Source organism: Lactobacillus kimbladii, from assembly GCF_014323605.1.
Taxonomy (GTDB): Bacteria; Bacillota; Bacilli; order Lactobacillales; family Lactobacillaceae; genus Lactobacillus; species Lactobacillus kimbladii_B.
Genome location: NZ_SCMB01000004.1, coordinates 108438 through 132242 on the forward strand (window position 1 = coordinate 108438; position 23805 = coordinate 132242).

Sequence of the window (23805 nt, forward strand, 5' to 3'; positions counted from 1 at the left end):
CTAAAAAATATAGGTTTAGCAATCACTATATTATACTTAATAAGCCAAGTATCAATTGGCAGAAGCTCTAAAGCTAAAATAATTATTATTACTAAAGTAGTATTCATGTTATAGTCACACCTTTTAAATTATTTTAAAGATAAATAAATACGATTGTTCGTGCAGTCCAGTAAGCGACTGTGCTGTTAAAGTGAAGATAATGAATTAGTGCATACCGTAACCGTCTTCAGCTTTACCTTCATAATTAGTTAGAAAGTTTATAAAAGCTTTTAGTGATTTAGCTTTTAAACTGTTACCAGTAATTTTAGCAACATATTTGGCAATTTTTTTAATTGTTTCTAACTTTAAACTACGCGTCAGATTATTGTTTTGTTCAGTAATTTTGTCTTGTAAGAGAGTATTCTGTTGCTCCTCATTAAGTCCAGTACCATTAACAATTTGATCAAACTCATCTTGTTGATCTTTAGTTAATGAACCCATACAATGCCGCATATAAACTGTCATTTTGATTTTCATTGGAAGTACTTACGGAGTTATCCGTAGCAGCAAATGTATTTACTACAGTTGTTGCCATAGTCGTTCCTGTAAAACTTGCTGCTGCATGAGAAATTCCCAATTTTTTAATGGTACTTTTCATAATAGTACGCCTTTCATAATATTTTTGGTCAATGTCGACATTGATATTAAAACCATAGTTCGGTATTAAAATTTGTCAATAAATAATATTAAAAAATAATCATGTATATATAAACATATAGTTCGTTAAATATCCAGTTAATTTGTGCTTGATAATATAAAATTATCAAATTTTTCAAAGATTAATAACTAAAAGACAAAATAAAAATGACTCTTACAAGTCATTTGAAATATTGATTGCTATTTTAAAAATACAGTAGAAATCATCATTATAGTAGGTGCAATTATTGTCAAAATAATTTTGAATACATTACTTTTAAACGTTAAGCTCTCTATTGTTAGCGAATAATTATAAACCAGTTAGAGGCGATTTTAACATGTCTGGAGATCTTATGCCCAATTATTTAAAGGTTTTTGGCCACCAGTGTTCATTTTTTTAACTGGCTCTTTTATTGCATTATATTAAGTTGCTTTGATATATATGGAATTATTTTACTTTGGCATAAATTAAGGACAGGTAAATGTAATAAATTTGTTTCTAGTTATGCCTCATTAATAGCTGCATTTTTATTAGTAGAATAGGCTACCCCAACTATTGCTACTAAAATAATTAAACAAGTTATACATAATAGTGTTAATGCGATAGTAATGCCGAACGAAGCAGTAATTGTAGTAAAAATAGTTGTCATAACTGGCGCAGTCACTATTAAAATCGTGTTAAGCATTCCCATAGTTGATGACAAAATGTTTTGATCGACTGCTTCAACAAGCCACTGTGTTAATTTAGGGCTAGCCGTACCAATAAATATTGCAAGGCTTGCCATGACAGGCAGACAAATGAAAATATTTTTAATAAGCATTGTACCAATAACTGCGATACTTAAAGCTGTTGAAATAATTGCGATAGTGAATAATGACATGTTCTTGAATAATTTTGTGCCTACAATGCTACCAAGTGCCATACCAGCAGTCATTACAGCTCCTATTAGGGCAATCGTAAAACTGTATGTTCCAATGACCATAGAAGACTTATTGCCGGCGATTACGATTGAAATTAAAGGTTCAATTGTTCCTAAAACTCCATTTAATAAAGCAATTACTAGAACGACTGATAACAATCCCCTTGCTTTTTTTACTTGTTTGAATGATAAAGCAATTGTTTTAAAGAACCCTTCTTCATTAACTGAAGTAGTTTCTTCTTGGGGACGAGTTTTGTAATAATTACGACCGACGCTGGCAAAAAGGGCACCTGCCGCTAGAAATGTTAAGGCATTGAAGATTGCTAGGCTGGAATAAGACATGAAAAGTAATAAACCAGAACCAATGAATTGTGCAATCATATTGATAATACCGTTGATTCCACTAACAAATCCTTCGGCTTCAGCAACTTCATCATTTCCGACAATGTTAACAATTAGAGGCGTTTGAAGGCCACCAGAGTATGAGCCAGCAATATCCGATACTAAGTTAATGCCAATAACAGTTAAAACAAGGTTCCAGCCAGCAAATCCACTAGCGAAAAGTAATCCGACGATTAGATAGAGTCCAAACCGTATAGTGGCTAACCAAACCATTAGCTTGAATTTGTTTTTTGTACGATCAGCTAAATATCCACTAAAAACTTGAAAAATTTGAGGTACTGATTCTGAAATTGAAATCAATGAAATAGCCAAGGCGTAATTTCTTAATTTACTTGCATAAGTAATAAGTGCTAAGTAAAACAAAATATTGCCTGCACCAGATAAAAAACTGGCGATTGTAAATTTTCTATAATCCTTGTTCTTTATAAAAATGTCCATAATTTTATAACTCCTAAATTAAATATTTTATATATTAAGTTATAACGTGGTTATAATAAGGAATATCAAAAATGTCGTATTTGAATGTTAAACGCCAAATTTGAATGAAATTAAGGAGGATCACTAATGACAATAGGACAATTGCTAAAGCAATATCGAATTGAGAGTTTGAAAACTCAAAAAGAATGGGCTGGTAATACGATTAGTACATCATATTATTCAAAAGTTGAAAAAGATCAGCACAGAATTACAGCTGAGGATTTGATTGCATTACTGCGTGCTAATAACATTAAATTGTGGGAATTTTTTGGCAAGCTTAGTCAAGAAGATAAAGTAAAATATGACGAAAACAGAGACATTGGCGAGGCAATTAATGAAGCGTTTTATCATAATGATAAGGATCAGCTTAAGGATATTAAAAATGTCATTGCAAATAGCGAAATAGTTGATAAAGAAGATCAGTTGCTATTTATAGATGCACTAATAGCTTTAGTTGGTAATCACGTAGAAGATCTTGATGAAAAAGAACGAATTAAGTTGAAAGAAAAGATTTTTAATATTTCTAATTTTGACGAAAATAAATTAGATTTGTATTGTAACTTGATGCCATTTTATGATCTCGATAGCAACTTGTTAATAAGTCGGCGAGTGATCACACAGTTTCGCCATTCTGGAAGTTCGAATGTTCAAGAAACAATATTAGGAATAGCGATAAACATGTTAATTATGTGTATTGAAAAAAGTAGATATGAAGAAACAAAATTCTTTATTCAGGCAGCTGATCAAATTAGTACTAAACCGAACTTGTTTTTTTATAAAAACTGCATTTTTATACTTAAAAATATAGTGAATTATCACTATGGAAGAAAAGATGAGTATTTAAATAAAGCTCGAATGGCAATTGATCACATTAGTTCGTTAGGCATGCCGGAGTATAGTAAAGATATGAAAGATATTCTTGATAAATATGGGAAAAATTAAAAAAGTCGTATTTGATATTTAAAATTCAAATACGACTTTTTTATTATCTTCTGTTAAATTGAAAATATACTTAAGCTACAAAGTTTAAAACAGAGGAGATGAAGTACATCAACTTTTGGTTGGGTCGTTATCATTCACAGCTGAGTAACAAGGATGAAAAAAAAACGACGAAAAATCAAACATCAGGTAATTACAAATGGAGTGCTGATAGAATTTAAAATCATCACTTTATAAAGTAATACAATTAAAAAACGTTAGAAAGGAGAAATCGACATATCGATATAACGAAATTATTTAGAACTAGCCCACTATGGTTTTTTCAAATATAACTTTATTTAGAAAAGAACTAATTTCCTGTAAAAAATCACACGAAAGTAAATAATTGTGTGATAACCAATAGTATTAAAAACATTGCCATGCACGGCAATGTTTTATTTGTTACGTGCCAAAGAGAATATAAAATCAAGATAAGAAGGAGTAATAGTCAGATAGTGGCTGTCGCTTTTTTATTAGATTGATTATCTATTAGTTGCTATAGGCTATCCTTCTATTAATCATGTAATCAAGCCCGTACCTTGTTATAGACATGCTAATATTGTAGTAAAATATTATGATAAAGATGGCAAAGCATTTACGGGTACACTCCTTCGAAAAGGAACAAGCATATCAGTAAGTACGGCTGTTAAAATAATTAATCCAGATAGCAAAAAAGAGGAGCTATATTATCAGCAGGCAGATAATCCTAGATGTTTCTTTAAAGCCTCAGATATCAAGTATCTAGTTGGGCCGAAATTATCGGAGCCGAATAAATAGTTTTAAAGTTTTAACTTTTAATAAAAGGCAAGAAATTTCATGAAAATTTCTTGCCTTTTTGCTTGCTTAATTCATATGTAGACACGATGCTGATAATAATAATGGCATTATGTTAAGTTGCTTTGGTACAGGTGAAAGTGGATAGGAAATAAATTCTGTTAGTTTTTGGATTTGTCATATCCAGCTTATTTATGTCAAATATGACAGTTTTATTAATAAAAATAAAAAGGCAATTATATTATTTATATCAACATACAGCGTGGTCGAGACATGAAGGTAAATACTCTACATGTAGTAATGGAAAAGAAACTTATTGGGAAGTATTTAGGTATTTTTCCATTACATGCAAAGTGAGATTAAAGCAAATTAAGGAGAAAATCATGGTTTACAAATACTACTCGCACTTTAAGTTTTTTTGTTTAAATATTTTCGGATTAATTTCCAGTATGCAGAATATTGTTACAGCATACATTGTTGGTTCGTTAATTAATTTGGCAACAGCTAAAAATTTTGCAGCTATTCCAGTCTTTTTTGGTAAAAATATTTTGTTATTGATCTTAATTTTAGTCGCCACTTTAATTTTTGATTATCTTAAAGCAGACGCTGCTAAGCAGGTCAATACTAAGTTAAGGCTTAAAGTGATGAGGGGTATGCTCTCGGATGAGCAAGAAGATGCTTCTAATTTAGGTTTTTTAACTAATGATTTTAAACTTTTGGAAACAAATCGCTATGATGCTGAAATAGGAATTCTGATTTATTCATACACCGTCGTATTTGCTATGGTATTCGCTTTGTATCTAAATTGGCAGCTTACAATAATATTTTTTATTGGTTCGGTTATACCAACAATTGTTTCCACCTTTTTCCAAAAGCCTATTCAAAATGCTGCAGAAGCTTGGACAAATGCTAATGATAAATATGTTAATCAAACTAAAAATTTGTTATCTGGTACTGCTACCTTTAATTTATATGATAAGCAGGATAATGCAGTTAAACAAAATCAGTATAAAGTTAACCAATTAGAAGAAAAATTAGCCAAGATGAATGTGCTTAATATTAATACCAGCGCTTTTCTTAATGCAATTGCAATTATGGGTACTTATTTATTGCCGTTTGCAATTGGTATTGCATTAGTAATTAAAGGTCAAACTACTTTAGGTGCTCTTTTTGCAATAACGCAATTATCTAATTCATTTGTAAATCCAATTTTACAAATTTTGCAAGAACGAAATAATTTGTCTACTACAAAGCCAATTGTTCGAAAGATAAAGCAATATATACAAAAAGCAGATAATGTGGAGCGTGAACAAACCAATGATCCTACATTTAATGAACTACAAGTGCAAGACCTAGATTTAATGCGTCAGGATAAGGTATTAGCACAACATATTAATCTTGATATTAAGTCTGGCCAAAAAGTTGCGGTCATCGGACCCTCAGGATCAGGGAAATCTACGATGTTACAGTTTCTAATGTATGGTAAGTATGGTAAATCTAAAAAAATTATACTTGATCATAACGAAGTAGCGGCAGGATCGTTTACTAAGTTGTTTGCCTATTCCAGCCAGAGTGCAGTTATTTTTTCTGATACGCTTTGGTTTAATCTAACTCTAGGAGCCAATATAGCTAAAGAAAAAGTTCTTGAGGTATGTCAAGGACTACAGTTAGGACAATTAATTAAAGAAAAGGGATTTGATTATCAATTAGGTGACAATGCAGATCAACTATCTGGTGGCCAATTGTCCAGAATTGAGGTAGCACGGGCTATTTTAGCCAATCGACCAATTTTATTACTGGATGAAATTAATGCTTCACTTGATAAAACTTCATCAAAGGCAATTCACCAATATATTTTTGATTCAAACTTTACTTTTGTTGAAGTTATTCATCATTACGATCCAGAAGAACTGCAAAAGTATGATGTAGTTGTTGATTTTAATCAATACCAATTTAACGATAAGAGCCTGTCGTAGTCAGATAGATAATAACCCAATTTACCTCAGCATTATATAATTTTCATTTTTAATTTAATGATACTTTTATATTTTTTGATTATAATAGATTATAATAAAATTAAAAAATTTAATATTTGATAGTTAATCAAATAGTTGAGGAAATTTAAATGACAATTGGTGAATTACTAAAAGACTATCGCATTCAGCAAAAGAAAACACAAAGGCAATGGGCTAATGATGTGGTAAGCCCGTCATTTTATGCAAAAGTTGAAAAAAATTTAAGCAGCATTTCAACAGATAATTTAATTGAGCTATTAAACGTTAACAAAATTTCATTAACTGATTTCTTCGATAAGTTAAACCACCAGGCGAAGACTGTACATGATGAAAATCTAGAAATTGATAGGATGGTTAATGAAGCATATTATCAAAATTCTTTGCATGATCTGCAGCAAATACGAAATTTTGTTGCAGAAAGTGATTTTCCAAATAAAAAAGATAAATTAGATATAATTGATATCTTTATTGCAATAATTAACAAAAATCTTTCCAGTATTGATAGTGGCGTTATAGATAGATTGAAAGAAAGAACGTTTGACGTTTCTCATTTTAATTCTGATAGTTTAAGATTGTACTGCAACCTTATGAGTTTTTATGATTTAGATAGTAATTTATTGATTTCAAAAAGAGTAATACGTCAGTTTATTGGTTCAAGTAGCATAGATATTCAGAAGTTAGTTTTATCTATAATTATTAATATGATGATTTTGTGTATTCGTAACAAAAAATTCGAAGAAACAGCATTTTATGTTAGTAGTGAACAACAAATCAAAACAAAACCAGATATATTTTTCTATAAAACTATTGCTCCAGCTTATGAGAATATAATCAAATATCATTATGATCAAAATCCCAAGTATCTTGATGAAGTACAAACAATAACTAAATGTGTAAAAATTGCTGGCATGCCCAGTTATGGTAAAGAACTTGAAGAACTAATGATTGCTAATAAATAAAATTTTTAAATGTCATATTAAACCATTAAGAGTTAAATATGACATTTTTTATATGCTTATATAAAATCGTAATAAACTAGAAGTAAATAGAAAGGAGTAAGAAAATTGAAAATTTATTACATAAATTAATTCTTATTGGGCTCAATTTAGATTAATTAGAAACATGGGAAAAATGTTTTGTAAGTTAAGCGAAGATTTAAAAATTATGTGTAAAGTAGATGATCATATTTATGAAGCATTTGTAGATGGATTATTTATAAAGTTTAGACCGGAAAAAAATTATAAAGATAAGTAAATTTTCTATAAAGAAATATGATAGGAAAAATGTTTTAAAAATGGCGATCAAGCTGGAGGAAATTGACACTAACAAAAAACAATATTTAAAAAAGAATAATGGTTTAAAAAGCAAATATTAAAATATGTTCAAGAAACTGTTCAGGTCATTTAAAAAATGACAGCGCTAACTATAATTAAGTTAAAAGGTGGTCTGCTTGAAGGAGCTGAACAGAAAGTTTGGTGATCTTGATGCAAAGATTAAAAAATATGCGCGTTGGACTGATAGAACTTTGTGCGACACTTATTATTGGCGGTTTGATGATAATTGCTGGTATTATTTTAGGGTTGGATTTAGCTTCCTTAATTATTAAGTTATTTAGCGGTTTAATAAAACCAAATGTGCCGAATTTTAACGTCATTAACAGTTTTCTGCGGATCAATTGGGGCATGCAAGTGGTTATGTTACTGGCGGTTCTAATAATTGTTGGTGGTATAATAGTAACTTATAACCTAACCAGAACAATTTTAAAAAGTGTAGCTGCAAAAGAAGATGCACCTGCAATTTTTCAAAAACATTTAGGACTAAGAATAATTGAAATGGTTTTAGGGTTGATACTAATAGTAACCGGCTATTTTATACTAAATTTGCCTAGTCAAAATCTGTTTAATACTTTATTGGCAGCCTTTGTTACAATTGTGTCAGGTACTTATTTACTTTGCCACTCGTTATTAAGCTTGGTACCTACAACTTGGTTTAGCAAAATTAAGTTAGCTAAAGGAAAAACGCAGCTGAGACTTCATCATTATGCCAGTGTTTTTACTATCATTTCCATACTCTTTGCCTTGACTATGGGCGCTCTGGCTTTAAGTCATGACTTTAATGCCTTTTCTCAAGATATTAAGAGGGGAACTTATTATGATGGCGTAATTGTCAGCAATACCGCCAATATTAAAAACGATGTTGCTCAACTAAAAATTAAAAAGCAGACAACATACCATTATAAAGAAACAAAAGGGCACTTTTATTTTGTTCGTAATGAGCTGGCAGATAATCCAATTAAGTACGTCAGAAATACCGGTAGACGCAATTTTCAAGTCAAATCAATTAAATTAGACCAATTGAATAAAAATTCTCTGGCAGGTAACAGTTTCCGCGAACTCGTTCCCAATGGTTTTAAAAATAAAACGATTGCACTTTGTTCAACTGCAGAATTAAATAAGATTAAAGGCAATACTAAATATCTGACTTTGGCGCAGCTAAACAGTTTTGATAGAGACTGGCCATTTTTATTAAAAATTGAACATAAACAGGCTCAAAGTAGTCTTACCTATAGTCCACTCTACAGCAGTTCCAAGGCCGCTCTTTATCAGCTGGCACTGGGGATGACCAGAGAAATGAAGATTTTAGGCTTCTCACTGGCATTTGTATTTGGTGTAACTTTGATTGCTATTTTGATAATAGAAGTAATAAAATTTGCTAAGAAAAACCCGGATGCTGATCAGAAATTAAAGACTCAAAAAGTATCGCAGGAAAGCAGCACTTATGGAACGGGACTGTTGTTCTTAATTCCAGCGGTTTTTGGTGTCTTTGATGCTTTGTTTGGTCTAAAAATCTTTAATCAGGTTCTGCCGACAGCATATTATGAAATATGGTTACCAATAATGCTCATGATTTTATGCTATTTTGCTTTATGTATCATGGTTGTATTTTGGAGGAAAAAAGCAGTATTTTAAAAAAGTCTGGTAAGTAAAACGCACGCTTTAACAGCGTGCGTTTGTTTTTCCTATGAAAACAATAGAATTAATAAAAAATACTGAGAACTTTGATAAAAATAATTACAAAAATTTCTTGACATGCTAATGTTCTTTTTCTATAATTCTAAGTATTAAATTAAATTTTGGGAGGCGATTTTAATGAAAGCTAAATATTTAAATAAACGAACCAACATTAAAAATATTATCGCCCAGAGTTTAATTGCCTTGTTGTTGTCGTCTAGGACTTAGCATGATTAAATTACTTTTAGTGATTTTACATGAAAAGCCCTTGTTTGCGTCTTAATGAATGGGGCTTATCTAATAACTGATCTAAGCCTCATTCATTAAATGAATGAGGTTTTTAGTTACCAGGCTATTTGAAAAGGAGAAAATGATGAGTAAATTTTCAAAAAATTTGTTGCGTATTTTTACGTTGGGAATGGCCGGCTTAGCGCTAGCCGGCTGTTCAGTTGCAAAAAGTGGGGGCGGCAAGGGTACACACCAAGATAAAGATACAGTCAAAGTCGGGATTAATATAGAGTTGTCTGGTACTGCTGCCGGCTACGGCAGTGCTGAAAAGCAAGGTATAGTATTAGCAGCTTCTGAAATTAATAAAGCTGGTGGAATTAACGTCAATGGGCATAAGAAGAAGCTTAAGTTGCTTATCCGTGATAACAAGTCCTCAATTGCTACTTCGGCTTCAGTCGCTGCACAATTGGCAACCAAGGATAAAGTGGCTGCAGTTGTAGGACCAGCTACCACCAACTGTGGTACAGCAGAAATTCCTAATGTTACTAAGGCTTCTGTTCCTGGTATTAGTCCATCTGCAACTGATCCAAACTACACCAGACAGAAGAACGGCAAAGTGCAGCCTTACGTCTTTAGAGCTTGCTTCCAAGATACATTCCAGGGAAAGAGCGCAGCTAAGTTTGTCGATAATAAGCTAAAAGCCAAACGAGTAGCTGTCTATGCTGATAACTCCAGTGATTATGGTACTGGTTTAGCAAAAGCCTTTAAAGATACTTATAAAGGCAAGATAGTTGATAGTCAAACGTATTCTGCAGGTGATAAAGATTTCAATGCTGTTTTAACTTCATTTAAATCTAAGAAAATCGATGCTATTTATGTACCGGGCTACTACACAGAATTAGGCTTGATCATCAAACAAGCACGGCAAATGGGCATTAAAGCTCCAATCGTTGGTGGTGACGGTATGTGTGATCCTAAACTAGTTCAAATATCGGGTGCTAAAAACGCGACTGATATTTACTACACTACACCGTTTTCAACTAATGTAGCTGCTAAGAACCCAGATTCAAAAGCTGCTAAGTTTATCAAAGCATATAAAGCTCGCTACCATACAGATGCACCGACATTTTCAGCATTAGCTTATGATGCAGTTTATTTAGTAAAAACTGCTATTGAAGAACAAAAATCAGATGATTCAGTTAAAATTACTGAAGGTCTAGCTAAGATTAAAGACTTTGACGGTGTGACTGGCAGAATTACCATGGATAAATTCCACAATCCGGAAATGCCAATTGCGATTGAAAAATTGACTAACGGTAAAGTAAGCGACTCATTCCGTGTTGAGTAAATATGAAAATGAAAGGAGTGCTTAAATTTGCAAACAGTTTTACAGCAAATCATTAACGCCTTGTCACTGGGTTCGATTTATGCCCTGTTGGCTTTAGGCTACAGCATGGTTTATGGCATTATTAATTTAATTAACTTTGCCCACGGCGACATTTATATGCTAGGTGCATTCTTTGCCTACTATGTGATTAATGCTTGGCATTTTAACTTTATTACAGCACTGCTTTCTGCAATGATTATTGGTGCAGTTTCAGGCGTAGTGATTGAGTATTTTGCTTATCGGCCATTACGTAAGTCGCCTCGTATAGCTGTCTTAATTACAGCTATCGGTGTCTCGTTTTTACTGGAAAATGGTATGTCATACTTTGTAGGATCAAATGCTCGTAGTTTTCCACAAGTAATTGAGCAGGTTAATTACAATATTGGTGGAGTACAAATTTCAAATGTTCAGATTTTAATTTTGGCTACTGCTTTAATATTGATGGTTTCATTACAGTTAATTATTCAAAAGACCAAAATGGGCCGGGCCATGCGTGCAGTATCAGTAGATCCTGCTGCGGCTGAATTAGTTGGCGTTAATGTTAATCATACGATTTCATTTACCTTTGCTTTAGGGTCAGCTTTAGCAGGTGCCGCCGGTATTTTAATTGGGATGTACTACAACCAAATTGATCCTTTAATGGGGATGACACCAGGAATTAAGGCCTTTGTGGCTGCCGTATTGGGTGGAATCGGTTCTGTTCCAGGAGCCTCAATTGGAGGTTTCTTAATCGGTATCCTGGAGACATTTTTCCAGTCTATCGGTTTGTCGGCATATAAAGACTCAGTTGTTTATCTAGTATTAATAGTCATTTTGCTTTTCTTACCAGCTGGTATTTTTGGCAAAAATGCTAAAGAGAAGGTGTAGGTGGCAAAATGAAATCGAATTGGAAATACATTTTGTCGTGGCTGTTATTAATGGTAGGCGGCTTTTACTTAATCAACGCGTTGATCATGGTCGGCGTGATAGATGATTTCATTGAAAACATGCTGGTCACGATTGGAATAAATATTATCTTAGCTACCGGGTTAAACCTGATTATCGGTTTTAGTGGTCAATTTTCTCTAGGTCATGCTGGTTTCATGGCCATTGGAGCATATGCTACCGCGATTATTACTCAACGCATGAGTAGCGAAGCTGGCTTTTTAATCTCAATGCTCGTAGGTGTGCTGATAGCAATTGTAATTGCTGCGATTATCGGTACGGCCACTTTCATTCGCTTAAAGGGTGACTATTTAGCCATTGCTACTTTAGGAGCAGCTGAAATTATCCGTAATGTCATTAATAACTTGAAAATTACTGGTGGAGCGGCAGGATTATATAATATTCCTCAATTATGCTCATGGCCGACTGTTTATATTTTAGTTTGTGTGACCACAATCATTTTTACAAACTTTATTCGTTCAAAAGATGGTCGGGCAATTAAAGCCGTTCGTGAGGACGAAATTGCTGCTGAAGCAATGGGTATTAATACTACTAAATGGAAATTGGCTGCTTTCGTTTTAGGTGGAGCAACTGCTGCCATTGCTGGCAGTCTACATGCTTCATTTTTACAAACAATCTCACCTTCAAACTTTGGCATTATGGAATCAATCTCTATATTGGTTATTGTTGTTTTGGGTGGTGTTGGCAGTATGACTGGCACGTTTGTTGCAGCGATTGTTTTAGGCGTTTTAGATACCGTTTTACAAAGTTTCGGTGCGTTAAGGATGGTCATCTATGCTATAGTCCTGATATTAATCATGATTTTCAAGCCATCAGGACTTTTAGGTAACTGGGAATTCTCTCTTAAAAATTTAGCGCGCCATTTCGGCAAAAAAGAAAGGGGCTAGTATATGCCACACTTATTAGACGTTGACCACGTAGTGCGCAAGTTTGGTGGTTTAACTGCAGTTAATGATGTTTCACTTCACCTTGATAAACATGAACTAGTTGCCTTGATTGGTCCTAATGGTGCAGGTAAAACCACTTTGTTCAACTTGTTAACTGGAATGGTGCAAGTTACTAGTGGAAAGATTAATTTGCAAGTTGATGATAAAAATTATGATTTGACGCATAAAAGTGCTGTGCAAATTGCAGACTTAGGTTTATCCCGTACATTTCAAAATATTCGCTTATTTAAAGACTTAACTGTTATGGATAATGTCCTAACTGCAATGACAAATGAATATAAAGAAAACTTTTTAACAACAGTTTTTCGTTTACCCAGTTTTTATAAAACGGAAAAGGAAATGAAAGAAGCTGCGCAAAAGCTATTAGCAATCTTTGATTTAACGGATAATGAACAAACCTTGGCTAAGAACTTGCCCTACGGAACACAAAGACGCTTGGAAATAGTACGAGCTTTAGCTACTCACCCACAGATTCTTTTCCTGGATGAACCTGCTGCTGGTATGAACCCAGAAGAAACAGCGGATTTGACTAATCTTATTAAATATATTCAAAAAGAATTTCAGATCACAGTTTTGTTAATTGAGCATGACATGTCTTTAGTTATGAACCTGGCTGAAAGAATTTATGTACTTGATCAAGGCGAGATATTGGCTACCGGATCTCCTGAAGAAATCAAGGCAAATCCTAAAGTTGTTGAAGCATATCTAGGAGAGGGTGATGACTAGATGGCAATGTTAGAAGTTCGTGACTTGTCTGTAAATTATGGTGTTATTCAAGCTGTTAAGAATGTCAGTTTTGAAATTAACCAAGGTGAAATCGTAACCCTAATCGGAGCTAATGGAGCTGGTAAGTCAACTATTGTCAAGACAATTTCTGGCTTACTCAAGCCAAAAAGTGGTCAAATTTCCTACCTTGGCGAAGAAATAGATCACAAAAGTGCTCCGCAAATTGTCAGCGCAGGTATCTCCCAAGTTGCAGAAGGTCGGCATATTTTTGCTGGAATGACCGTAATGGAGAATCTGCAGATGGGTGCGTTTTTGCAAAAGAATCATGATGAAGTTTCAAAAACCTATAAAGACATTTTTGAACGCTTTCCAATTTTGCAAAAAAGACGTAATCAGGATGCAGCCACTTTGTCTGGTGGTGAGCAGCAAATGTTAGCCATGGGTCGTGCATTAATGGCAAAACCCAAATTGCTGCTGCTTGATGAACCATCAATGGGTTTGTCTCCCTTGTATATTCAAGAAATATTTAAAATTATTAAAGAACTGAACGAAAAAGGTACCACTATTTTGTTAATTGAACAGAATGCTAAACAAGCACTATCTATTGCCGATCGTGGTTATGTATTGGCCACTGGTGTAGTGCAATTAAGTGGTACTGGTCAAGAATTGTTGGCTAACCCAGAAGTACAGAAGGTATATTTTGGTGGTTAGTAGTAATCAAGTTATTATAGTGACAATGTTGTTAATTCATTGTTGAGTCACATAGTGAAAACTATGAAGTTACATAAAATTCTGAGGAGGTAATCATAATGAAAGCCAAATATTTTAAAAAACAAAACAATATTAATATCTTTCAAGCCCAGGATTTAGTTACCTTGTTGTTGGAGCGCAGGACTTAACATACATGAATTACGTAATGTAGTTTATAGTAGTTAAGCCCTAGTTTGCGTGTCAATGATTGGGGTTTAACTAATTGGTAATTTAAGCCTCATTCATTGATTTGAATGAGGCTTTTTTGTTGGCAATTTTAGTTAAAGAATAGAAAGAATAGTTAGAAGGAACAAGATGATGGATAATATTAGTGGTATTAAAAAAATAATGAATGTTGTAATCACTGGCATGGCAGCTTTTATGCTGGCAGGCTGTACTGTTGCTAAAAGCAGTAGTGGGGATGGAACTAAGCAAGATAAAGATTCAGTCAAAATTGGTGTCAACATGGAGTTGTCTGGAGCTGCAGCTGGTTATGGCAACGCTCAAAAGCAAGGTATTCAATTAGCAGTTAGTGAAATTAATAAAAAAGGCGGCATTGATGTTAATGGTCGTAAGAAAAAAATCAAACTGATCATGCGTGACAATAAAACTGCTATTTCTACTTCTGCTTCAGTTGCTGCCCAATTAGCTACAAAAGAAAAGGTAGCGGCTATTGTAGGACCAGCAACTACTAATGCCGGCACAGCCGAAATTCCTAATATCACTAAAGCTAAGGTACCAAGTGTCAGCCCTTCAGCGACAGATCCAAATTACACTTTACAAAAGAATGGTAAAGTTCAGCCATTTGTTTTTAGAGCATGTTACCAAAATAATTTTCAGGGCGGTAGTGCAGCCAAGTTCGTAATGAATAATATTAAGGCAAAGAGAGTGGCTGTCTATACTGATAATTCAAGTGACTATGGCAATGGTCTGGCTAAAGCATTTAAGAAAACATATAAAGGCAAGATAGTTGATAGTCAGACATTTTCAGAGGGTGACAAAGATTTTAACGCTGTATTAACTTCGTTTAAAGCTAAGAAAGTTGATGCTATTTATGTTCCTGGCTACTACACTGAAGTTGGTTTAATAATTAAACAAGCACGTCAAATTGGTATTAAAGCACCAATTGTTGGTAGTGATGGCATGGCTGATCCGAAGCTGGTACAGATTGCTGGTGCTAAAAATGCAAGTAAAATCTACTATACTACGCCATTTTCAACACAGGTAGCTGCCAAGGATCCAACTGCTTCTAAATTTATGCGTGATTTCAAAAACCGCTACCATGAAGAAGCACCAACTTTTTCTGCTTTAGCGTATGATGCGGTATATATGATTAAAGAAGCAATTGAAAATGAAAAATCTGATGATTCTGCAAAAATCACGAAGGGTCTGGAACAAATTAAAGATTTTACTGGCGTAACTGGGAAAATCACTGTAGATAAAGATCATAATCCTGAAAAACCAATTGCTGTAGAAGAATTAATTAATGGTAAAGTGGGTAAAACTTTTAAAATTGAATAAGACTTATTTTTAGGTAATAAAAAGGTTAGCTTTGCTAGAAAAGCTAACCTTTTTGATTGTATTAATACTGATTTTACAATTTTTGTGCAACTACTGAAAAAGTCAATGGAATCTGTGGTGAATCAGCTGGAAGTACCCAACCTTCTTGGCTTTTATCATAGATTAGTGATGGCAAGGACTTCCAATCACTAATTTTATGCTCTCCTACGTTTTTAATGGTTAAACCAGCAGCAATTAATGAATTAATAATTTCTGCAAAATCATGAGCCCAATTATGGTTTGTCTGATGCTTTATTTTGCCATTAGAGTTTGGTGTGTATGAAGCATCTGATTGATAAGTAATCTCAGTGCCGCTAAAGTAACCCAGCTTAATTTCTAACCCGGCATTATCGAGTGCAAATAACAAAGGGTGATTGTCACGAATCATGAATATTCCACCAGGAGCAAGGAGTTGACCAATAGATTTTGCCCATGATTTTAATTCTGGCAGCCAAGTAATTGTACCTGCGCTAGTCACAATTATGTCGAATTGTCCTAATTTTTCCGGCATAGCTTTTGCGGCATAGCGAGCGTCGCCTTCAACGTAGGTAATTGAAGTATTAGCCTCTTGGGACAATTTGCGTGCATACTTTAATGCAGCAGGTGAAAAGTCCAGGCCGTAAACGTCTTTAGCTCCTAGGCGCGCCCAACTGAGCGTATCATCTCCAATATGGCATTGCAAATGAAGTAGTCGCTTATTTTCAACTGAATTATGAGTCAAAAATGGTCTGAGTACGTCTAAATCACGTTTAACAGTTGTAGTTATAGCATTTTTGTCTTTAGCAAACTGAGTAAGATCGCCATAACCACCATTTGCATGTACATCAGCGCGATCATTCCAGTTATTCAAGTTGTCAGCAACGTCAGACATATCATTTTTTGATTTCATAAAATGTTCTCCTGTTAATTGAGGCATCAGAGCTTTAATTTGTCATATGAAACAACTTTTTTCTCTTGCTCTGTCATATTCATCACTGTAATTGAAGCATTACGAGGTCGTTCTTTAATATCAAAATCGCTGTAACGATCGGCAATACTATGGATGGTAAAACCATGAGTTACGAGCAAAATATTTTCAGCCCCATCTAATTGACCGATTAATTTAAATCCCTTATTTATTCTATCCCAATATTCTTTTGCATTCTCTGCATCGTGAAAAGGATCGGCTTCTTTAATCCAGTCCTTAACAGTGTCTAATGATTCATTTTTGAGCATTTCAGCATGGCTTTTATAACCGTGAGGACCACTGATCATTTGCCAAGCAGCATCTGAATCCATACCCTCAAAATAGCCGTAAAAATGTTCACGGAAAAAGGGAGTTGCGATATGTTGAATTTCATCACGGTTAACATTGTGTTTAATGATGATATCACAAGTGTCGCTGGCTCTTTTCATATCACTTGATAATGCAATGTCAAAAGGCACATCTTTTAAAGCTTCACCAACTTGGTCAGCACCTGCTATTCCTTTTTCTGTTAGTGGCGTATCACACCAGCCTTGCATTTTGTTATAGCGGTTAATAAAAGTTTCACCGTGACGCACTATATATATTCTTTTCATTTTACTCCTCACAAATCTAATATTTATTCCTTGTATAATTTTTGGACACGCTCAACATCGACCGGTTCAATTGGATACAAAGAACCGGTAGGATACATTACAGACACCCCATCATTATGTTTTAGTCCGATTGCATGTCCCAATTCATGTTCTACAGTATTTAAAATACGTTGGTAAGTATAACTATATGGTGAAAAATTTTGTAAATAATAAATATTTAACCTGGTAACTGCGGAATACATGATTCTGGTTTTCACATAATAATGAAAAGTAGTATAACCCGCATAATTGGTATTGGGACTATAAACCTGTTCAATTACGATATTAGCTTTTTTCTTGCTTTTGGCTTCGGTAAAAGTAAAGGCTTTGGTATCATTCCATGCATCAATTGCATCTTTAGTAGCTGAAATTAATTCTTCATTATTATCAAGATCAATGTAAACAGTGGCTTTAGGCTTTTTCCAGTGCCAAGAAGAAGCTACAGCAGCTGTACGTTTTTTCTTGGCCTTCTTATTTTTCTTAGTTTTTTTTTTAGCTTTTTTTGCCTTTTTAGCAGTTTTCTTGGCATAAACAGTCTGAGAAGGCCAACTGAATACTGAATCATCAGTAATCGGAGCAATTGTACTTCCAATTGTAAAAATTACAACCAGCGCACATGCTAATTTTGATAAAAAATGACTAAATTTTTTCATACCTTAATCAACTCCATTACCTTACATTATATAGGAAAAATAGTAAAAGTTTCATAATTTACTGACTTTAACACATAAAATTATAATCATTATCAGGAAATTTTTGCAGATTTCACTGTTTAGCAAAAAACGAATCCAAGGTTTTAATATAAACCGATTTCATGGTAAAATAGAATGCAAGTTTTGAAAAATTAGGTGAGTTTATGACAAAAGCGATGGATGATAGAGAATTTGAGCAAAAGCATCTCGATAAGATTTTAAAAATGATACGGGCTAAAAAAGCCGAGTTGTCCTCGTCAATTAAGTCCGCTGAAGGAGAAGCCCAAGATCTTAATTCACACTTTTTTGATGATGTAAAATTAGATTATGACGGCTATTCAACATCTATGGAAACTGCTTTGTCTATTCACCAGCAACAGCAGTTACTTGATGAACGTCAAAATGCTTGGCAACATGCCGCAAAGCAACTAAGCACGGTCCAAAAATTAGAGCAAAAGCCTTATTTTGCCAGAGTTGATTTTAAAGAAACTAATGAAAAGCCGGAAACTATTTATATTGGTCTGGGTTCTTTTGCGGACAAAAATAATCATTTCTTGATTTATGATTGGCGTGCACCAATTTCATCAATTTATTATGATGGTAAGATTGGTAAGGTTTCTTACATGTCGCCTGAAGGTGAAATTACCGTTGATATGACCAAAAAACGGCAATTCATGATTGAAAACGGCAAGATTATTAACATGTTTGACACCAATGAGTCTATTGGTGATCAGATGCTGCTGGAAGTTTTAGGTGAAAAATCCGGCACGCAAATGAAATCAATTGTGACGACTATTCAGCGTGAGCAGAATAAAATCATTAGAAATACCAGTGCTGACTTATTGTTTGTTCAAGGAGCGGCTGGTTCGGGTAAAACCTCTGCAATATTACAGAGGATTGCTTATCTGCTATATCGCTATCGCGGCAACCTTACCAGTAGTGATGTCATCATGTTTAGCCCTAATCAATTGTTTAATGATTATATCAAGAATGTTTTGCCTGAAATGGGTGAACAAAACATGGTGCAAATGACTTACTGGCAATTTGTAGCGAGACGATTGCCGGGAATGACCGTTGAAAATTTATTTGATCAATTTGAAGATAGTAAAGCTGATTCCGCAATTAGTCAATTTAAGGATTCAACAAATTTCTTTAATTTGTTGCACCATTATGCTAAACACCTCAATAATCGCGGCGTAATTTTTAAGAATATTTACTTCCGTAATAAAAAGAAACCATTTTTTATGAAAGAAAAAATTAGTGAACTCTATTATTCATTTAATTCCAATTATAATTTGAGTAATAGAATAGATGCTACGCGAGAAGGACTAATAAAGTCGCTCAATCGCAAGATTAACAGTGAAACTAAAAAAGCCTGGGTGTCTGATGCCATCCAAAATCTTAGTCAAGAGCAGCTAAATGCTTTATATGATCGTCCAGACCAAGAGTTTGAATCGGAGGAAAAAGAGGAAAAGTTCCTCAGCCGTAAAATTGTCGTGAAGGAACTTGATAAAGTTTTCCAGCAAATTAGACGGAATAATTTTATTAATATGCGTGCACAATATTTGAACTTTTTACGTGCTGTTCCTAAAATGACTGATCTAAGTAAATGGCAAATTGAAGAAGTAGATTGGCAAAAGCACATCGAAGAAGTTAAGCAAAGTTTTATGAAGCATTATATTCATATGAATGATGTTTCAGCATACTTGTACCTTTATGATCTGATCACAGGTCGTCATGTAGATTTTGAAATGCGTTACGCTTTTATTGACGAGATTCAAGATTATACGCCGTTTCAGCTGTGCTATCTGAAATATAATTTTCCTCGGGCTAAATTCACGATGTTGGGTGATTTAAACCAAGCTATTTTTACCAAAGATGAAAGTAGAAGTCTGCTTAAGCAGATCAGTGGTTTATTTGATCCTGAAAAAACTGATGTCGTCCAATTAACCAAATCGTATCGTTCAACAAAACAATTGACTGAATTTACCAAGCAAATCCTGCGGCAAGGTGAAAAAATTGAGGCATTTAACCGTCAGGGTCCTAAACCAGCTCTGTGGCAACGTTCTGATGATACTACTACAATCAAGGTTTTGGAACAAATATTAGATGAAAATAATCAGGCTAACATGACAACTGCAATTATTACCAAGGACTTGGCTAGTGCCAAAATTGTGGCAGAAAAGCTTAAAGAAGACAAAGTGAAAGCAACGCTAATTGCTACTGCTAATCAGCGTTTAGTTGATGGCACATTGGTCATCCCGTCATATTTAGCTAAGGGTCTGGAATTTGATGCCGTTATTATGTGGGCTGCCTCAAAAGAAAATTATCATCGCATTGATGAAACGCAACTTGTATACACAATAACTTCTCGGGCGATGTACAAGCTTGATATTATTTATACTAACGAAAAGAGTCCACTTCTGGAAGTAGACCCGAAAACTTATATAGAAAAGTAGGAAGATTTTATGACTGACAGTGAAAAATTTACCTTCAGACGGGTTGCGCAAATGACAGGACGCGAAATGTTTTGTGTAGCTCGTTTACGAATAGATACGTTTGTAACCGAGCAGGAAATAACAGTACCAGAGCTTGATGACCAAGATTTAGACTCAATTCAGGTTTATTTGCTTAATGCAGAAAAAACAAATGCACTGGCCGTTTGTCGTATTTTTCAAGAAAATGGTAAGTGGATGTTAGGCAGAGTAGCAGTAGCTGCAGCAGCCCGTGGGCAAAAATTAGGAACCAAAATGATGAAACAGGTTCATGAATACCTGCATAATCAGGGTGCTGACCGACTTTATTGTCATGCACAATGGCAGGCAAAACCGTTTTATGATTTTTTAGGCTATCACAATGAAGGTGAGCCATTTGTAGAGGCTGGCATTAAGCATGTTATGATGTATAAAGATTTATAAAAATGATAACTTGCACTATATTTGTGCAAGTTTTTCTTTAATTGCCGTCACTACCAGATTTATTAAAATTTGATTTCCGTCACTAGTGAGATGCTGCCCATCTTCCTGATAATACGAAGATAAATTTTCTAATGGGCAAAAATTGGCGATTAAGTTAATAAAAGGGATATTATACTTGCGAGCACAATCTGCGGCAATTTGATTATATACTTTCATATCTTTAAGATTATAGTATTGCATGATGTCCTTGTTATTAGGATCTTCATAAGATGGACCTGTGATAATCATTTTAGCAGCACCGATATTTTCAACCATGTAATCCAGGTTCTTAGCATAATCAGCGCTGTTAATGCCCCAATCACTTGACATGTCGTTTGTACCGTATTCGAGCACTACTATGTCTGCATCTTGCGGAATTAAATTTAAGCGCTGCTTGCCTTCAGCAGTAGTGGCGCCGCTTAAAGATAAGTTTATAATTTGCGCATTTGCACCCAATTCTTTTTGCACGCCTGCAGTTATGACATTGGTGTCATGACCAGCATGGTAGCCATTAAATATAGAATCGCCAAATAGAATTATCTTTTTCATAGTTTTGCCTTTCTTTTTGATTAGAAGAATTAATTAGGAAACTTTATACTTTTATTTTACTATATTGATGAACATAAGATTTAAGGACATTAGGATGAAAAATTATTTACAATTTAACAGAGAAAAATGGCAGTCTTTTTCTGCCACTGAACCAGTTAAAATTACTAAAGAAGAACTGGCAAAGATAAAATCTTTAGGAGATATTATTAATTTAACTGACGTTAAAGAAGTTTACAGCAGTTTAATTAAGTATCTTTATTTGGTTTATCAGGAAAAACGGGCATTGCAGCAAAAGCAAAGCGAGTTTTTGCATCAGAAAATTGCTAGCGCACCTTTTATTATTGGTATTTCCGGTTCAGTTGCGGTGGGTAAATCTACCACTGCCAGACTTTTACAAGTATTGCTCAGCCGGACATATCCTGATTTGAAAGTGCACTTAATGACCACAGACGGTTTTATTTATTCTAACCAGGAATTGGAAAGACGCAATCTGACTGATCGTAAGGGCTTTCCTGAAAGCTATAATATGAAATTACTTACCGATTTTCTGCAAGATGTATTGAGTGGCAAAAAAGATATTGTTTATCCCCTTTATTCTCAAGAATTGAGTGATATTGTGCCTGGGGAATATGGCCATGTGTGTGAACCCGATATTTTAATTATTGAGGGCATTAATACGTTGCAGCTGCCAACCAATGGCCAAATTGTGACGAGTGACTTTTTTGATTTTTCAATTTATATTGATGCTCCTGAGGACCTGATTGAAAAGTGGTTTATGCAGCGTTTTGTCAGGGTAATGGAACTAAATAAGAATAATCCGCATAATTTTTATTATGAGATGGCTAATGGCCCTAGGGATGAAGCCTTAAAGTTTGCAGAGGAAACTTGGCAAATGGTGAACTTGGTCAACTTGCGTGAATATATTGCTCCAACCAAGCAACGCGCCAATTTAATTTTGCATAAAACTGCAGGTCATGTTATCGATCAGATTTATCTTAAACAAATCTAATGTGTACCTTTTAAAAGAGTAACTTATAATAGGCTGTAAAAGTATGAAATAAAGAGTAAATATAGGAGGAACAAATGCTACTGTTAAACAGAAGTGATATTGAAAAATGTTATTCCTTAAAAGACTGCATTGCTGCAGTGGCCGATGCCTTTAAATATTTTTCTGCCGGTAAAGTAGATGTGCCTTTAAGAACTCAGATTCTTAAGCAAAATGGCAAAGATACCTTCTTGTGTATGCCGGCTTTTTGTGAAGATTATGATGCGGCATGTGTGAAAGTGTTGAACATGTTTCCCGAAAATATTAATCAAGGTTTGCCTTCAATTAATGCTCAGGTGTTAAATATTGATACCAAAACAGGAGTAGTTAATGCTATTTTGGATGGTAATTATGTTACCCAATTGCGTACTGGCTCTGCTTCTGGCGTGGCGTTGAAATATTTGGCAAAAAAGAATTGCAGAAAGGGTGCATTGATTGGCACGGGAGGGCAAGCTGCTACACAACTTGAAGCGATGCTGATCGTACGTAATCTAGATGAAGTGGCTGTCAGCGATCTTGATTTTGAACGTGCCCAAAAGTTTGCTGCCAAAATGCAAGAACAACTAGCGCAATACCATACAAAAATTACTGCTGTTAAGACAGGCAATGAAGCCGTGAAGGATGCAGATGTGATTATTACGGTTACGCCGTCGACTAAACCAGTTTATGATGCTCAATTTATTAAAAAAGGCGCAACAATCTGCGGTGTTGGTGCTTACCAGCCACAAATGGAAGAGACCCCGGCCGAGCTAGTCGCTAAAGCAAATAAAATTTACTTTGATTCTAAAGATGCTGTTTTAGCAGAATCTGGTGACATAATTATTCCTTTAAATAAGGGCATGGTTGCAAATACTAGTTTTACTGGCGAAATCGGTCAAGTAGTCAGTGGCGACTTAATTGGGCGTGAAAACGATGACGAAATAATTTTCTTTGAAACTGTTGGCATTGCAGCTCAAGACCTGATGGCAACGAAGTCTATTTATGATAAAGCCGCAAAGCAAAAAGTAGGCACACAAGTTAATATGTAATTTCACCATCAAACAACCCTGCGGTTTATATTAAAATCATAAATCACCGATTTAGTGGTGTTGATAAAGTCCAGACTTTGTTATACTAATCATTATGAATGAGATTTTTTTACTATTAATTAAAAAATTTGCTTTACCTC

21 protein-coding genes are annotated in these 23805 nt (G+C 34.3%); 14 read left to right on the forward strand and 7 right to left on the reverse strand.

The window, feature by feature from the left end; genetic code table 11:
- Positions 1 to 204: 204 nt before the first annotated feature.
- From ERK18_RS06970 to ERK18_RS06980, 3 genes are all read right to left on the reverse strand, one after another.
- A complete protein-coding gene (locus ERK18_RS06970) occupies positions 205 to 480 on the reverse strand; it encodes a hypothetical protein (RefSeq protein ID WP_109585774.1) in 276 nt (91 codons plus the stop codon).
- Complete coding sequence (locus ERK18_RS06975; RefSeq protein WP_162542308.1) at positions 464 to 637, reverse strand: hypothetical protein; 174 nt, start codon at positions 635 to 637, stop codon at positions 464 to 466. The genes ERK18_RS06970 and ERK18_RS06975 overlap by 17 nt, the downstream gene beginning before the upstream one ends.
- 541 nt (positions 638 to 1178) lie before the next feature.
- Positions 1179 to 2435, reverse strand: coding sequence for an MFS transporter (locus tag ERK18_RS06980; protein ID WP_187154853.1), 1257 nt, complete (start codon positions 2433 to 2435; stop codon positions 1179 to 1181).
- 126 nt (positions 2436 to 2561) lie between these two features.
- Between ERK18_RS06980 and ERK18_RS06985 the strand changes: the two genes are divergently transcribed.
- The 10 genes from ERK18_RS06985 (at position 2562) to ERK18_RS07030 (ending at position 15756) form a co-directional block, all read left to right on the forward strand.
- Positions 2562 to 3416, forward strand: coding sequence for a helix-turn-helix domain-containing protein (locus tag ERK18_RS06985; protein ID WP_109585776.1), 855 nt, complete (start codon positions 2562 to 2564; stop codon positions 3414 to 3416).
- Between the two features lie 1193 nt (positions 3417 to 4609).
- Entirely contained in the window at positions 4610 to 6202 is a 1593-nt protein-coding gene (locus tag ERK18_RS06990; RefSeq protein WP_187154854.1) for an ATP-binding cassette domain-containing protein, read from the forward strand.
- 149 nt (positions 6203 to 6351) lie between these two features.
- A complete protein-coding gene (locus tag ERK18_RS06995) occupies positions 6352 to 7200 on the forward strand; it encodes a helix-turn-helix domain-containing protein (protein WP_187154855.1) in 849 nt (282 codons plus the stop codon).
- 525 nt (positions 7201 to 7725) lie between these two features.
- The gene (locus ERK18_RS07000) at positions 7726 to 9210 is read left to right on the forward strand and encodes a hypothetical protein (protein ID WP_187154856.1); all 1485 of its coding nucleotides are present in this window, start codon (positions 7726 to 7728) and stop codon (positions 9208 to 9210) included.
- A gap of 412 nt (positions 9211 to 9622) precedes the next feature.
- Entirely contained in the window at positions 9623 to 10828 is a 1206-nt protein-coding gene (locus tag ERK18_RS07005; protein ID WP_390885861.1) for an ABC transporter substrate-binding protein, read from the forward strand.
- 27 nt (positions 10829 to 10855) lie between these two features.
- Positions 10856 to 11734 (forward strand): branched-chain amino acid ABC transporter permease, encoded by an 879-nt coding sequence (locus tag ERK18_RS07010; protein WP_046331507.1) that lies wholly within the window; start codon positions 10856 to 10858, stop codon positions 11732 to 11734.
- Positions 11735 to 11742: 8 nt separating this feature from the next.
- Positions 11743 to 12699, forward strand: a complete 957-nt coding sequence (locus ERK18_RS07015) for a branched-chain amino acid ABC transporter permease (RefSeq protein ID WP_187154858.1) — start codon at positions 11743 to 11745, stop codon at positions 12697 to 12699.
- Positions 12700 to 12702: 3 nt separating this feature from the next.
- Complete coding sequence (locus ERK18_RS07020; RefSeq protein ID WP_045927447.1) at positions 12703 to 13485, forward strand: ABC transporter ATP-binding protein; 783 nt, start codon at positions 12703 to 12705, stop codon at positions 13483 to 13485.
- Positions 13486 to 14196, forward strand: a complete 711-nt coding sequence (locus tag ERK18_RS07025) for an ABC transporter ATP-binding protein (RefSeq protein ID WP_187154859.1) — start codon at positions 13486 to 13488, stop codon at positions 14194 to 14196.
- A 357-nt stretch (positions 14197 to 14553) separates the two neighbouring features.
- Positions 14554 to 15756 (forward strand): ABC transporter substrate-binding protein, encoded by a 1203-nt coding sequence (locus ERK18_RS07030; protein WP_141639339.1) that lies wholly within the window; start codon positions 14554 to 14556, stop codon positions 15754 to 15756.
- A 73-nt stretch (positions 15757 to 15829) separates the two neighbouring features.
- Here ERK18_RS07030 and ERK18_RS07035 read toward each other — a convergent pair whose 3' ends face one another.
- The 3 genes from ERK18_RS07035 to ERK18_RS07045 are packed head-to-tail and all read right to left on the reverse strand — an operon-like array spanning position 15830 to position 18047.
- Entirely contained in the window at positions 15830 to 16684 is an 855-nt protein-coding gene (locus ERK18_RS07035; RefSeq protein WP_261982451.1) for a class I SAM-dependent methyltransferase, read from the reverse strand.
- Between the two features lie 26 nt (positions 16685 to 16710).
- On the reverse strand, positions 16711 to 17355 hold the full coding sequence (locus ERK18_RS07040; protein ID WP_187154860.1) for a histidine phosphatase family protein: 645 nt from the start codon (positions 17353 to 17355) through the stop codon (positions 16711 to 16713).
- 23 nt (positions 17356 to 17378) lie between these two features.
- On the reverse strand, positions 17379 to 18047 hold the full coding sequence (locus tag ERK18_RS07045; RefSeq protein WP_187154861.1) for a matrixin family metalloprotease: 669 nt from the start codon (positions 18045 to 18047) through the stop codon (positions 17379 to 17381).
- 203 nt (positions 18048 to 18250) lie between these two features.
- Here ERK18_RS07045 and helD point away from each other — a divergent pair, with 203 nt between their 5' ends.
- The gene (helD, locus tag ERK18_RS07050; protein WP_187154862.1) at positions 18251 to 20545 is read left to right on the forward strand and encodes an RNA polymerase recycling motor HelD; all 2295 of its coding nucleotides are present in this window, start codon (positions 18251 to 18253) and stop codon (positions 20543 to 20545) included.
- Positions 20546 to 20554: 9 nt separating this feature from the next.
- Entirely contained in the window at positions 20555 to 21004 is a 450-nt protein-coding gene (locus tag ERK18_RS07055; RefSeq protein ID WP_187154863.1) for a GNAT family N-acetyltransferase, read from the forward strand.
- A gap of 15 nt (positions 21005 to 21019) precedes the next feature.
- Here ERK18_RS07055 and ERK18_RS07060 read toward each other — a convergent pair whose 3' ends face one another.
- The gene (locus ERK18_RS07060) at positions 21020 to 21592 is read right to left on the reverse strand and encodes an SGNH/GDSL hydrolase family protein (protein ID WP_187154864.1); all 573 of its coding nucleotides are present in this window, start codon (positions 21590 to 21592) and stop codon (positions 21020 to 21022) included.
- 94 nt (positions 21593 to 21686) lie between these two features.
- Here ERK18_RS07060 and coaA point away from each other — a divergent pair, with 94 nt between their 5' ends.
- Both coaA and ERK18_RS07070 read left to right on the forward strand, forming a co-directional pair.
- Positions 21687 to 22601 (forward strand): type I pantothenate kinase, encoded by a 915-nt coding sequence (coaA, locus tag ERK18_RS07065; protein ID WP_187154865.1) that lies wholly within the window; start codon positions 21687 to 21689, stop codon positions 22599 to 22601.
- 74 nt (positions 22602 to 22675) lie between these two features.
- On the forward strand, positions 22676 to 23665 hold the full coding sequence (locus tag ERK18_RS07070; protein WP_187154866.1) for an ornithine cyclodeaminase family protein: 990 nt from the start codon (positions 22676 to 22678) through the stop codon (positions 23663 to 23665).
- The last annotated feature ends 140 nt before the right edge of the window (positions 23666 to 23805 follow it).

What these genes read in the sequence shown, in the direction of transcription:
- ERK18_RS06995 (WP_187154855.1), top strand. Translation starts at nt 6,352, where the DNA reads ATGACAATTGGTGAATTACTAAAAGACTATCGCATTCAGCAAAAGAAA.
- ERK18_RS07045 (WP_187154861.1), bottom strand. Translation starts at nt 18,047, where the DNA reads ATGAAAAAATTTAGTCATTTTTTATCAAAATTAGCATGTGCGCTGGTT.
- ERK18_RS07020 (WP_045927447.1), top strand. Translation starts at nt 12,703, where the DNA reads ATGCCACACTTATTAGACGTTGACCACGTAGTGCGCAAGTTTGGTGGT.
- ERK18_RS06980 (WP_187154853.1), bottom strand. Translation starts at nt 2,435, where the DNA reads ATGGACATTTTTATAAAGAACAAGGATTATAGAAAATTTACAATCGCC.
- ERK18_RS06990 (WP_187154854.1), top strand. Translation starts at nt 4,610, where the DNA reads ATGGTTTACAAATACTACTCGCACTTTAAGTTTTTTTGTTTAAATATT.
- ERK18_RS07070 (WP_187154866.1), top strand. Translation starts at nt 22,676, where the DNA reads ATGCTACTGTTAAACAGAAGTGATATTGAAAAATGTTATTCCTTAAAA.
- ERK18_RS07035 (WP_261982451.1), bottom strand. Translation starts at nt 16,684, where the DNA reads ATGAAATCAAAAAATGATATGTCTGACGTTGCTGACAACTTGAATAAC.
- ERK18_RS07025 (WP_187154859.1), top strand. Translation starts at nt 13,486, where the DNA reads ATGGCAATGTTAGAAGTTCGTGACTTGTCTGTAAATTATGGTGTTATT.
- ERK18_RS07015 (WP_187154858.1), top strand. Translation starts at nt 11,743, where the DNA reads ATGAAATCGAATTGGAAATACATTTTGTCGTGGCTGTTATTAATGGTA.
- coaA (WP_187154865.1), top strand. Translation starts at nt 21,687, where the DNA reads ATGAAAAATTATTTACAATTTAACAGAGAAAAATGGCAGTCTTTTTCT.
- helD (WP_187154862.1), top strand. Translation starts at nt 18,251, where the DNA reads ATGACAAAAGCGATGGATGATAGAGAATTTGAGCAAAAGCATCTCGAT.
- ERK18_RS07055 (WP_187154863.1), top strand. Translation starts at nt 20,555, where the DNA reads ATGACTGACAGTGAAAAATTTACCTTCAGACGGGTTGCGCAAATGACA.
- ERK18_RS06970 (WP_109585774.1), bottom strand. Translation starts at nt 480, where the DNA reads ATGGGTTCATTAACTAAAGATCAACAAGATGAGTTTGATCAAATTGTT.
- ERK18_RS07060 (WP_187154864.1), bottom strand. Translation starts at nt 21,592, where the DNA reads ATGAAAAAGATAATTCTATTTGGCGATTCTATATTTAATGGCTACCAT.
- ERK18_RS06985 (WP_109585776.1), top strand. Translation starts at nt 2,562, where the DNA reads ATGACAATAGGACAATTGCTAAAGCAATATCGAATTGAGAGTTTGAAA.
- ERK18_RS07000 (WP_187154856.1), top strand. Translation starts at nt 7,726, where the DNA reads ATGCAAAGATTAAAAAATATGCGCGTTGGACTGATAGAACTTTGTGCG.
- ERK18_RS06975 (WP_162542308.1), bottom strand. Translation starts at nt 637, where the DNA reads ATGAAAAGTACCATTAAAAAATTGGGAATTTCTCATGCAGCAGCAAGT.
- ERK18_RS07030 (WP_141639339.1), top strand. Translation starts at nt 14,554, where the DNA reads ATGGATAATATTAGTGGTATTAAAAAAATAATGAATGTTGTAATCACT.
- ERK18_RS07040 (WP_187154860.1), bottom strand. Translation starts at nt 17,355, where the DNA reads ATGAAAAGAATATATATAGTGCGTCACGGTGAAACTTTTATTAACCGC.
- ERK18_RS07005 (WP_390885861.1), top strand. Translation starts at nt 9,623, where the DNA reads ATGATGAGTAAATTTTCAAAAAATTTGTTGCGTATTTTTACGTTGGGA.